This window comes from Paraclostridium benzoelyticum, from assembly GCF_001006285.1.
Lineage (GTDB): Bacteria > Bacillota > Clostridia > Peptostreptococcales > Peptostreptococcaceae > Paraclostridium > Paraclostridium benzoelyticum.
Genome location: NZ_LBBT01000238.1, coordinates 1 through 12,099, shown reverse-complemented (window position 1 = coordinate 12,099; position 12,099 = coordinate 1). Strand labels below are relative to the sequence as shown.

General features: G+C 26.0%; 16 protein-coding genes. 4 read left to right on the top strand and 12 right to left on the bottom strand.

The genetic code is table 11. The features are described from left to right. The first annotated feature begins 168 nt into the window (after positions 1-168). Positions 169-672: a hypothetical protein gene (locus VN21_RS11840; RefSeq protein WP_046823467.1), complete on the top strand. Its 504-nt coding sequence runs from the start codon at positions 169-171 to the stop codon at positions 670-672. A 149-nt stretch (positions 673-821) separates the two neighbouring features. Here the strand turns inward: VN21_RS11840 and VN21_RS11835 are convergent, their stop codons facing one another. From VN21_RS11835 to VN21_RS11825, 3 genes are all read right to left on the bottom strand, one after another. Then, positions 822-1,154: an ANIS5 family metal-binding protein gene (locus tag VN21_RS11835; protein WP_021428347.1), complete on the bottom strand. Its 333-nt coding sequence runs from the start codon at positions 1,152-1,154 to the stop codon at positions 822-824. A gap of 1 nt (position 1,155) precedes the next feature. Then, positions 1,156-1,542, bottom strand: a complete 387-nt coding sequence (locus VN21_RS11830; RefSeq protein ID WP_021428355.1) for a YtxH domain-containing protein — start codon at positions 1,540-1,542, stop codon at positions 1,156-1,158. A gap of 82 nt (positions 1,543-1,624) precedes the next feature. Beyond that, on the bottom strand, positions 1,625-2,707 hold the full coding sequence (locus VN21_RS11825; RefSeq protein WP_046823466.1) for a hypothetical protein: 1,083 nt from the start codon (positions 2,705-2,707) through the stop codon (positions 1,625-1,627). Positions 2,708-2,905: 198 nt separating this feature from the next. Here VN21_RS11825 and VN21_RS11820 point away from each other — a divergent pair, with 198 nt between their 5' ends. Continuing rightward, positions 2,906-3,634 carry an HAD family hydrolase gene (locus VN21_RS11820; protein ID WP_046823465.1) on the top strand — a complete coding sequence of 243 codons (729 nt, stop codon included), beginning with the start codon at positions 2,906-2,908 and terminating at the stop codon, positions 3,632-3,634. A 15-nt stretch (positions 3,635-3,649) separates the two neighbouring features. Beyond that, a complete protein-coding gene (locus VN21_RS11815; protein WP_046823464.1) occupies positions 3,650-4,414 on the top strand; it encodes a hypothetical protein in 765 nt (254 codons plus the stop codon). A 60-nt stretch (positions 4,415-4,474) separates the two neighbouring features. On the opposite strand, the gene VN21_RS11810 is transcribed toward VN21_RS11815, so the two are convergent. The 8 genes from VN21_RS11810 to msrB all read right to left on the bottom strand — a co-directional run bounded on the left by VN21_RS11810 (position 4,475) and on the right by msrB (position 10,270). After that, a complete protein-coding gene (locus VN21_RS11810; RefSeq protein ID WP_046823463.1) occupies positions 4,475-4,966 on the bottom strand; it encodes a hypothetical protein in 492 nt (163 codons plus the stop codon). A gap of 9 nt (positions 4,967-4,975) precedes the next feature. Next, positions 4,976-5,422, bottom strand: a complete 447-nt coding sequence (locus VN21_RS11805; RefSeq protein WP_046823462.1) for a C2 domain-containing protein — start codon at positions 5,420-5,422, stop codon at positions 4,976-4,978. Next, positions 5,400-6,251, bottom strand: a complete 852-nt coding sequence (locus VN21_RS11800) for a DUF5685 family protein (protein ID WP_021428311.1) — start codon at positions 6,249-6,251, stop codon at positions 5,400-5,402. Before VN21_RS11800 ends, VN21_RS11805 begins: the two co-directional genes overlap by 23 nt. Positions 6,252-6,505: 254 nt before the next feature. After that, on the bottom strand, positions 6,506-7,597 hold the full coding sequence (locus VN21_RS11795) for a putative NPN-dependent ornithine cyclodeaminase (protein WP_046823461.1): 1,092 nt from the start codon (positions 7,595-7,597) through the stop codon (positions 6,506-6,508). A gap of 91 nt (positions 7,598-7,688) precedes the next feature. Continuing rightward, positions 7,689-8,042: a hypothetical protein gene (locus VN21_RS11790; protein ID WP_046823460.1), complete on the bottom strand. Its 354-nt coding sequence runs from the start codon at positions 8,040-8,042 to the stop codon at positions 7,689-7,691. A gap of 15 nt (positions 8,043-8,057) precedes the next feature. Continuing rightward, positions 8,058-8,534, bottom strand: a complete 477-nt coding sequence (locus tag VN21_RS11785) for a metallophosphoesterase family protein (RefSeq protein WP_084822105.1) — start codon at positions 8,532-8,534, stop codon at positions 8,058-8,060. A gap of 32 nt (positions 8,535-8,566) precedes the next feature. Next, a complete protein-coding gene (locus VN21_RS11780) occupies positions 8,567-9,232 on the bottom strand; it encodes a Bax inhibitor-1/YccA family protein (protein ID WP_046823459.1) in 666 nt (221 codons plus the stop codon). An 84-nt stretch (positions 9,233-9,316) separates the two neighbouring features. Continuing rightward, the gene (msrB, locus tag VN21_RS11775; protein WP_046823458.1) at positions 9,317-10,270 is read right to left on the bottom strand and encodes a peptide-methionine (R)-S-oxide reductase MsrB; all 954 of its coding nucleotides are present in this window, start codon (positions 10,268-10,270) and stop codon (positions 9,317-9,319) included. A gap of 146 nt (positions 10,271-10,416) precedes the next feature. Between msrB and VN21_RS11770 the strand changes: the two genes are divergently transcribed. Then, entirely contained in the window at positions 10,417-10,863 is a 447-nt protein-coding gene (locus VN21_RS11770) for a MarR family winged helix-turn-helix transcriptional regulator (RefSeq protein WP_046823457.1), read from the top strand. A gap of 60 nt (positions 10,864-10,923) precedes the next feature. Here the strand turns inward: VN21_RS11770 and VN21_RS11765 are convergent. After that, positions 10,924-12,099 (bottom strand): FUSC family protein (locus VN21_RS11765; protein WP_046823456.1); only part of this gene is annotated, 1,176 nt, incomplete at its 5' end.

The following is a 12,099-nucleotide window of genomic DNA, read 5'->3' as shown; positions in this document are numbered from 1 at the left end:
TTAATAATTGTTCATATATAATATTATAGAACTCTACTTATTTTTTTGCAACAATTATATAAATTTATTTTTTAATGCACATAATAATAGTTTTTTTATTATATATATATAATAAAGTGTTTTCAGAAGTAAGATTCGAAAGTCTTTTATTTAGGAGGTTATTAACTTATGAATTTCGATGGTTATATGAACCCTATGTTTTCTGACATGGATAATAAATATATATATCCTATGCCTTATGTTAATCCTATGATATATATGAACCCTTACATGATGAATCAACCTAATTGTCAAAATACTAAAAAACAACCTAGTACTGATAATCAAGCTGATCAGTTACAAAATCCTTATCAAAGTAATCCTATGATGTATATGAACCCTTATATGATGAATCCTATGATGAGTGGTGGTATAGATCCTAATATGCTTATGCAAATGTACATGCAAATGATGCAGATGATGCAAATGATGGGTTGTATGCCTAGCATGAATCCTATGCCTAATCCTGGTATAGACAACTTAATGCAAGATTCTATGGGAGCAGGCTATCCAGATCCTTCAAAACAACAAATGCCTGGTATGCCTATGATGATGCCTATGATGGGTTGTATGCCTGGTATGCCTGGTATGCCTAATATAAACATAGAAGAATTTGATGAAGAGGAAATGTAAATTTATAATAAGGGAAATTTCTTTAAATTTTATGTATAAAGTTTAAAGATTGAGCTAATACTATTAATGTATTCCTCATAATATTCCCCCAATATTATAAATACAAGAAAAAAGCCCTAGAGTTTACTAGGGCTTTTTTTATGTTTATTCTATTTACTAACAACACCTTTTACAATCTTTAATATATCTGTCGCAATTTCAACGTTAGATTTTACACTTTCTTTCGCTACTATAAAGTCCGCAGTTGTATCTGTTATAACTTCTGTAACATCTTTTAAATTATCACTTATCTCACTAAAATTATCTGCTACTTCCGGTAATCTATTGATTGTAGTAGTTATGTTTTGAGAATTAGAAGAAATTAAATTCATTATATTTTTTATAAATTCATTTAAATTCTTTAATGTAAATATCAGGTATAAAATTGCTATACATCCTAATACAGCTAATACAAAATATATTGCATTTATATCTATATACATATTAAGCTCCTTGAGTTTCGCTTTGTTCTAGCTTAATAACTTCTTCGTTTACTAACTCTTCATTTTCATTTAAATTTTTCTTATTTTGTAAATAATCTTTTATTTTATTTTTAGATTCTTGGAAATTTGCCTTTCCTGTATTTAACTTTTCATTTACTCTAACTTTTGCTTGCTGTGATTTTTCATTTACAGTGCTCGCAACTTTCTGCGATTTATCTTTTAAATCTGATCTAGTTTCCTTCCCTGATTTAGGAGCTAATAATATTCCACCTAATGCTCCAGCGGTAACTCCTGCAGCTACCCCTACTGTAGCTATTTTCATTTTTTTATTTCTTTCTGCTACTTTTTTTGCTTTTCTTTTTTGTTCTATTTTTTTTGCTAAACTCATCTTAACCCCTCCTATAATTTTTAATAATCACTTTATACCCAAATTATAAGATTTATAACCTTTTTTGTCAATTTTTGCCAAATTATTCTAAGAAATCATAAAAATCTTCAGATTCAGACTCAACAAAATCATATAGAACATTTTGTTCAAAGAACAGTTCTTCTTCTAATGTTACATAATTTTTAAAGTTACATTGTATTAACTTATTTATATACAATCTATCCTTTTCATTATATGTTGCAACAAAAAATTTATCGTTTATTTGGTAATATAATGCACTTAAATCATTATTTATTACATATGTTTCTTTTTTTACATGATTATTATCAAAGTTAAATCTTGTAAATAACATACCTAAATCAAGTTCACTTTTTAATACAAATGGATTTAATTTATAAAACTTATCTAAGAACTCTGTTTTATCTTTCAAATCATAAATAGCTATATATTCTTGCTTTGATATTTCATCAAATACTTCAAAGTCATAAATATCAGCTTTATCTGTAAACATTAAAGAATCTATTTTATATTCATCATTTTTATAACTTATATGAAAAGCTAACTTGCAAGTGTAATATCCATCACTATCCTCATATAAAACATCACATAAATACATACCATCCTCTTTTTTAGTAACTTTGTTCTTTAAAAGAGCCCCGTTAATATTTGTTATATGCATCTCTGAAATTTTTTCATTATTAGAAAAGTATTTTAAACTATCTTTATCCCATGCAATAAATCTCATAGTCATGTAATTAATAAATTCTATATCATTATCAACCTTTTTACATATTTTTGGATACAAATCAAATATATTAATTTTGGACTCATATTTATCTATGAAGTCTATATATTCCTCAGTATTACCAGGTAATTCTTTTTCCCAATAATATGTTTTTTTACCATAGTAATTGACTAAACTAAGAGCTTCTTCTTCTGTAAGTTGAATTCTATCAGATCCTAATCCTCCCATTAATCGCTCTTGCTCTCTATTTAATTCTTCATACGAAGCGTTTCTCAAACTTACATAGTCCGCTATTCCTAACCCTTCTGCATCTATTAAAAAATACTGATACACAATGTCATCATTATCTTCCCATCCAATTATAAGTCCCATACTTCCCATAAGTCTTGAATTCGTAACCTTTGCAAAAATGAAATCCATTTTATCAAACATCCTTCCTTGAACTTGTTTATTTTAAATATAAATCTATAATAAACCCTATCGATATATTCAGTTCATATAATAACAATATACCCATTTAAAAATTAATTTTAAATTATTTCTTATATTTTTACAACTATATGCTAAATTTATAATATAATAGATAAAAGAAAAATCGCATTAATTGAGGTGATATATATGAAAAAAACTGCAGCTTTCTTTGATATAGATGGGACTCTGTATAGAGATTCTCTAATGGTTGAGCACTTCAAGAAACTAATACGATATGAAATCGTAGATGAAAAGGTATGGCTAACTAATGCTAGAGATACATTTGTTAACTGGGACAAGAGACAGGGGAACTATGATGATTATTTATTTGAGGTTTGCGATATATATGTTGAATCTCTAAAAGGTTTAGACTTGTGTTCTATACATTTTACTAGTAATCAAGTTATAAAGTTAAAATCTGATAGAGTTTATAAATATACTCGTTCTCAAATAAAATGGCATTTAGACCAAGGTCACATTGTAATATTCATTTCTGGAAGTCCCGATTTCTTAGTTTCTAAAATGGCAACTAAATATAATGCTACTGATTTTATAGGTAGTACTTATGTCTTTGAAGACGGTAAATTTAATGGAGAAGTGATTCCTATGTGGGACTCAGCTAGTAAAAATGTAGCTATTAATGACTTTGTTGAAAAGTATGATATTGATTTATCTAAATCCTATGCATATGGAGATACAAATGGAGATATCAATATGCTTAGAAGAGTAGGTAATCCTGTTGCTATAAACCCTACTAAAGAACTTCTTCACCAAATAAGTAATGATGAAAATATAAAGGATATATCTAAAATAATAATAGAGAGAAAAGATTTAGTTTACCAACTACCTGCATCTGTCGATGTTCTAGATATATAATTTTAGGAGGTATTAATGACTTTAACAAATGATAGAGATTTTATGAAAAGATTAGAAGATGATATAGAACATTTAAGTAAAACACTATACTTAGATAATCCTGATTTATGGTTAGATTTTTTAGAAAAATCAACAGATAAAGACTTTGATGAAATGTCTTTATTTTTCGCAGCTAAATATAATTATGTTTCAATTATAAAATTTGCTGTGGAGATAAATAATTTTAATTTAAATTCTAAATCTAAAAATATATCATTTAATTGTGTTAAAAACCATTTAATAGATATTGCTCGCTCTGAAAATTCAATAGACGTATTAGATTATCTATCTAATGAGGAAGTATCTGATATAGTAGATTCAGTAAATGAGTCTAAATCTTTACACGAAAATGTAAAGTTAACTGTTTCGTATAACTGCCCTCATTGTAATTCTAATATATATGAGACAGGATACAAAGTTCTAATTTCTTCTAATTGCACATATTCAACATACGATAGAAAAATCGTTAGGTCAAACCCAGAAGAATTAGATTACGTAACTTGTATTAACTGTAATAATCAAATAAATGATATTACCCCTAAACAATTAGAAACTTTAACAACAGTAGAAAACTGTGGTACATGTGGATCTCACATACCTACAATAGGAATTTTAAAAGAAGTAAATTCAAACTTTAATACATCAACTGGTGTTTTTGAGGATATCAATTCTACATTTTGTTGCAAATCTTGTAGAAAACCTTTAGAAGATATACAGTTAAGACATTTTAATCTAATTTAATTTAAAATTTCCCAGGAAATTTTAAAATCCCACTCTTTAAATGTTAAAGAGTGGGATTTTTTATTTAAATTTAATTATTTTCTTAATCTTAACATCATAGTATTCAATAAATAGAGTATATACATAGTCATATACAATAAAACCTATTTCAAATCCAATTACAGTAAATAAGTTCATCGGTATGAATATAAACGCTTTGAGAATTATATACAGCAACACTGCAATTAGATTAGCAAAAGCTATTTTTAAAACTAGCTCTATATATACCCTTTGATTTTTTTCTATCAAATATTTTACTATTCCATAAATTCCAAATGTAAATACATAAAAAATCCATTGGGCTTTATTTTGTATAATAAAGAAACTCAATAAAATCGATGCTATAGAAAATATTGCTCCATATTTTCCTCCATACTCTATTATTACTATAGAAACTATAAAAGAAGCTGCCCCCATAAAAAACAAAGTATTAATGGGAATTATGTTTGATAAAATTAATAAAATTATGTTTAAAGACAGTAAAATTCCAGTATATGCTATTCTTTTACTCATATACATATCCTAACAACATTCTATAAAGTCACCACCAAAGCATTCGCATATACTATCTAGGCACCATAATTTCGTACAAACTTCACAGAAGTCGTCTCCGCAGCAGCAACAATCATCACAACAGCAACAACAACAGCATCCATCTAAGCTATTATGTCTTCTTCTATTGTAATTATGAGCTCTCCTATTATAGTTGTCATAGTTATTGTTATATCTTGTAATTGCATCTTCATAAACTTTATTTTCAGGTTCAATGCTTATAGCTTTTTTTAAGTATGATTCTCCTTGCTCGTAATAACCTAAATTTAAAGATGCTATTCCTATAAGATAATTCCAGCTAGCACTACTTTTATCAACTATAGATATTAATATGTCATATCCCTTTTGAAATTCTTTATTGCTTATAAATTCTTTTGCCAAGTTGAACTTTTCATTATAAGTAGGATTGTTGTACATTAACTTCACACCCTTTATTTAAAATATTTTTATATCTAAGATAAACACCTGAATAAACTATATTCTCTATAATGTTTATATTAGCTTTTATATGTAGATTATCTATAGACTGTGCTAAATATCCTAAGCTTATAGATATAAGTTTATCCACCTTTTGTTTTAGTTCTTCTTTTTTATCTATGTATTCAATAAAAGGATTATATCTTCCTTTTTTTATGTCTTTATCTAAATCCTCATATGCATCTAATGTATATATATATTTACCTATATTAAATCCAATATTTCTTAAATCATCTCTATATTTATCGTCCTTATAAGAAAAAATTTCTCCCATAAGATTTCCAAATGTATTAGAAACTGCATCTATGTTGGTACTTTTTTCATCTTCTAGCTTTTTTAGATTTTCCAATTGTTTTTTTATATAATCTGCTTTTTCAGGATATTTATCATAAGCTTTTTTTAGCTTTCCTTTGTATATATTGTAAGCTAATATATCTTTGATTCCTTTATCATCATTTAAATTATCTTCTAACTTATAGTAAGTTAAAAGTACATTCATGCTAGCAGCGTATTCTGTTATCTCATTAACTATTCTCATTTTTTTATTTATAGGATTAGCTATACACACCTCTTTAGTTATATTAGCTTTAGGCCTATAAACAGAAGTTAAAAGTAAGATTAAAAAAGTTATATCATAATTTAGAGACAGTCTAGATATCTCTCCATGATTTTCCTTTAAATACTTGCACAAACCACAATAATATCCCTTATATGTGTCAAACTCTCTAAATGTTAAATCCATCTTATTTATTCTAACATATCCAAACATTATTATCCTTCCTATATCTACGAATTTAAATTCTATAAATATAATATCTTTTTATTTATATAATATACATTTTTCTATATTATATCAATTTATATAAATTTAATCATATATCTCTATTTTTATCACATCTTTCAATCATATACAAATAAATGCGCTTTATACTATATAATATTAGTTATATTAAAAATAAAAAGCTATAAGAATTATATAATTCTTATAGCTTCTTTAAATACAAATTTATTTATTTTCAAGTATTATTCAACTAAGTTTTTAGCTAATTTTTCTAATAAATCTTGTACATTTGTAACCATAGTTATAACTTCTAAGCTACCTCTATCTCTTAACTTGTTAACTGCAAATTCAGATATATCTATAGTGTAGAAATGAACAGGTCTTACTTTTCCATCTACAACCCTATAAGAAGGAGTCATATTTCCTACAGCTATAGTATGAAGTTGAGTAGCTAAGCAAATTACTGTTGTAGCTTTTTTTACATGACTTCTCATAGCATCTTGTGCTTGATAAACGTCCCCATAAACTATCGGTAATGGTCCATCATCTCTTATAGATCCTCCAAGAACTATAGGTACATTATTTTTAACACAAGCATGGATTATTCCATCTTGTATATTTTCATTTTCTATTAATTTCTCTATAGATCCTGCTCCTCTAGCTTTATTTAATAAATCTAGATGATGATAGTGTCCATTTTGTATAGATTCTTGTGTGTATACATGTTGCCCTAGTGCAGTTCCAAATACTCCTGCCTCTAAGTCATGAGTTGCAACTGCATTTCCACCTAAAAATGCATTTACATAACCATTATCTATTAATGATGCCATAGAATCTCTAGCTCCTTTAGCAAATACAGCTGCAGGCCCTAGAACCCATACTATGTATCCATGTTCTTTTTCATATTTTAATAATTCATATAAATTTTCATAATCTTTAGTGTAAGAAGTTTCTCTTGATCTTCCTGATCTAAACGCAAAAACATCTCCCTGAGCTTCTTCTTCTGTTTGGAAACCATTAGGATATAAGTAAATTCCATCTTTTGCATCTTCTGTTCTTCCTACTATAACTTTGTCCCCAACTTTAAGTCTTCTAAACTCTACTACATCTATTTTATCATCATTAGTTATTATAGGTACGCAGTCCATTCTAGTTTCTTCAGCTAATACCCATTTCCCATTTACTTTAAAATATTCTGGGTAAATGGACATAGCATGATAATTTTCTGGTGCTACACCATCTTTTTCTACAACTCCATAGCTTGCATCAGGAGCATTAACAAATACATCTTGTGTAAAATCTGGTTCTCTATATTCCCTTAATTTAAAAGACATCTTAAAACCCTCCATAATAAATTTTTATGCTTAAAAACTTCCCTTCGATATAATTATAACACTAAAATTCTTTAATTTGGTGAAATAACACCTACTTTAGCGAAAACGTTCTTCCAGTTTCATTGTATTCTAATTGATTTGCTTCATTTAATTCATTTAAAATGATAATCATTAAATCTGAGTTTAAAAATGTATTCCCATTTACATCTTTAATTTTCAAATTGTATTTGCTATATTTTTCTACTGCATATTTGCTTATTTTATCTTCAACTATTATATTAAATTTTTTATCTAAATAAACCTTAAATAGCCATGGCATGGCTTTATCACTTAAATTATTTACAAAGTAATCAAATAATAAATAAATTTCATTGTCTTCCTCAATGGTTAAAAAATCTGGTGAATTCTCTATAATTTTATCTATAAATACATTATATTTTTCCATATTTAATATACTCCTTTATAACTCTATTAAATTTATTTCAGTTTCTTTATCTTTTATTAGGTTAAGTGTCGCAATTGTAGTAGGTAATTTAAATCTCTTAGGTCCCGCTGATCCTGGATTTATATACAATATTTTATCTTTTATATAATTTTCACTTTTGTGAGAATGACCATATATAACTATATCTACTCCAATTTTATTTAAATCCTTCTTAATAGTCTTTATATCATGTACTACATATATTTTGATACTATCAAATTGTATCAAAATATCTTCTCGAATACTTTCAAATTCAGCTTTTTTATCACAATTCCCTTTTATAAATTTAACATCAGAAATTTTTCTTAGTTCCTCTATAACTTCTATACTCCCAATATCACCTGCATGTATAATTAAATCACACCCTTCAAAGTGATTTAAAACTTCTTTTCTTATCATACTATGCGTATCAGATATTAATCCTATCTTCACATTAACACCTTCTTTCTGCAAAACTATACCCCCTAAAAATTAGGGGGTATTTATTATTCTTTAAAATCATAAAATAAATTTAATATATCTAAAAATATATTTATAAAGTCTAAGTATAAGTTTAAAACATGTATAGATAAATCTTTACTATCATTAATATTTCCACTTTCTATTGCATATTTCACTAAACTTACATCATATAGTATGTATCCACTAAATATAATTATACTAAATACAGTAACAGTTATATTGAATGCTCCAAATCCTACAAATGAAGCTATTATTGTGAATGGAATTAAAATTATTAATCCTACAAATAATGTATTTCCTAATTTCAGATATTTATCACTTTTTTCTCTTCTTGCTATTGTTGATAATACAAGAAATATTAAAGCTGTAATAAATAAAACACTTATTACAATTTCTTTACCTAAGCTACCCACATACATTTGAATTATAGGGTATAAGATTATTCCATCTATAAAAGTAAATAAATATACCCAGTTCATGCTAAATCTATCAGGTATAATTCCTTTTCTAGAAACTAAACACAGTATTAAAAGTGCCACTACCATCACTACAACAATAATATTCGCAATCATAGCTACACTTTCTGGTACAAATGCTACTCCAAATCCATATCCTAAAAAACAGAATAGTATTGATATAGCTAAATATTTAAACACATCCGCTATCGGATTTTGAATTACTTTATTCATTTCTTTTCACTTCCTATTTAAAATTATAATATAATTATAACCTCACACTATACATTATTTGGTTAAATTATAGTTACAAATAGTTTACTCAATAAGCTTTATATAATCATAATACCCCATTTCTTTCATTTTACTTTTAGGTATAAATTTAAGAGATGCCGAGTTTATACAATATCTAAGTCCTCCATGTTCTTTTGGTCCATCATCAAAAACATGCCCTAAATGAGAGTTTGCTTTTTCACTTCTTACTTCTGTCCTAACCATTCCATGAGAAAAGTCCCTTTTTTCAATTATAACGTCCTCTTTTACTGGCTTTGTAAAACTTGGCCAACCACAGCCTGAATCAAACTTTTCTTTTGATGTAAATAATACTTCTCCACTGACAACATCTACATATATACCTTCTTCTTTATTGTTCCAATATTCATTATCAAATGGAGGTTCTGTCTGATCATTTTGAGTTACCTCAAACTGAATAGGCGTTAATTTATTTTTTAGTTCTTCTCTTTTTTTATTGTTTTTATCCCAGAAATTTTTTATAAAATTATATCTTCCTGATCCCTTAAAATACATTTCATAATGTATTGGATTTTTTTTATAATAATCCTGGTGATATTCTTCTGCTGTATAAAAAGTTTCTGCAGGAAGTATCTTAGTCGCTATTTCTTCTTTAAAAATCTCACTTTCTTGTAATTCTTGTTTTGATTTTATAGCTTCTTCTTTTTGCTTATCATCGTGATAAAAAATTGCAGTTTTATATCTATTTCCTCTATCATTAAATTGTCCTCCACCATCAGTGGGATCTATTTGTCTCCAATATATTTTTAATAATTCATCATATTTAACTAATTCATCATCATATGTTAACTGTATTGCTTCTAAATGCCCTGTATTTTCTAAACATACTTCTTCATATGTAGGATTTTTTGTATATCCCCCTGTGTACCCAGCTACAATTTTTTCAATTCCTTCATATTTACTAAAAGGTTTAAACATACACCAAAAACATCCACCTGCAAAAGTCGCTAATTTTTTCATGTTACTACCTCCAACTTATTTATTTATATATATATTCCCTGTTTTTACAAATCATAATCGCTTATACGTTTGTATACCTACTAAATTTTGTATTATAATAAATAAATAAATAAATATAAACTCAACTTAATTTTGGAGGTGAGATTTTGAAAGATAAGTACATCATATATTTCATAAGTCGTACTAAAGATAATATGATTAAATTTATAGATAAAAATTTGAAACTTAATAATTTAAATGACCTGATCCCTACTCACGGAAATATATTAACTGCCCTTTATGAAAGTAATGGACAGCTAACAATGAAAGAAATTTCAAAAAAAATAGGAAAAGATAAATCTACAGTTACATCATTAGTAAATAAATTAATCATTTTAGGATATGTAAAAAAAGATAAATGTTTAATAGATAAAAGAGTAACTTATATAAGCTTAACGGAAAAGGCATTAACTATAAAAGACCGTTTTGATTTAATTTCTTCTCAAGTAAAAGAAACTGCATATAAAGATTTCACTAAGGAAGAAAAAGAAGAATTTTTACGATTATTAAAAAAAATGAGCAAAAACTTTAAAAATGCAAATGAGAATTTATAGCAAAAAAATAGATAGATATAATCTCTATCTATTTTTTGGGGATATATGAATTTACAGTTTTTATTCTTTAATAACTGAATCTCTTAAAGAACTAATTTCTTTCATATCTAGGTATATCCTATATAAACTTATCATTATTGCTTTTTCTAAATCGCTTTTTCTTGAATTAAAAAATACTTTATAAAATTCATATAAACTCTGATCTTTATATGTAGTTTCTTTCAGTTCTTTATATAGTTTATTTACTAATTTAACTTCACTTTCTATTCCTCCACTTAAAAGTATAGAGAAACTTATATTTGTAAAAAAGTCATTTTGTTTTTTTAAAATTCCCTCGATATTTTCTTCTTTTAGCTTATTATTTATAAAGTTAAGTCTCATCCAGTAATAATTATTTTTAACAATTGCTTTTTCAATTTCTATATCACCTATGCCTTCTGAAGATATAAAGTTACATATTTCTTTATTAAAATTTATATAACTATTTATTGTACTTTTCATATCATTATTAATTTTATACGGAAATACTAAATTTGTTATAACTACAGTAGACATAGATGCAAACAATATTAATATTACTCTGTATTCTAATAGAGTAAAAATTGTTGTATTTGGATAGATCAACTTAACTGCTGTTATAGCTGTCATAGTTATAAATATACATCTTATATTATATTTTCTAATAGATATGTTTAAATATAGTGATATCATAAATATAAATATCATTAATTTTAAATTTCCATTAATTAGTTTATATATTATTCCAAGTGCTATAGCTCCTAAAATAGTTCCTATTGCTCTGTCTATAGATTTTTTTGTACTTTCTTCTGCGTATGGAAGCAATACAACTGCCAGTGTATATACTACCCATTTCCCTTCATAGATATTAAAATAATCTACTATAAAAACTGCTATAGATATTAATATTGAAGCTTTTATAGCTAAGTTAAATCTTAAAGAATCCATACTAAAATTATTGGTTATTGTATTAATATTATTTTTTAATTTTTTTCTTATATTTGTTTTTTCAACTATAATTTTCATCTTTTGTTCATCATCTAAACAATTGTATAGTTCTTTAATAGCTATTCTTAAACTATAATAATTGTATTTATCTATATTTTCCTCCATATTTTTTATATCTATTGATTCATTATATCTACAAAAATTTTTTTTTAATTCCTCTAAGTTTAAATTACCTGAAATATATAAATTTATATCTTCCAAAACATAATT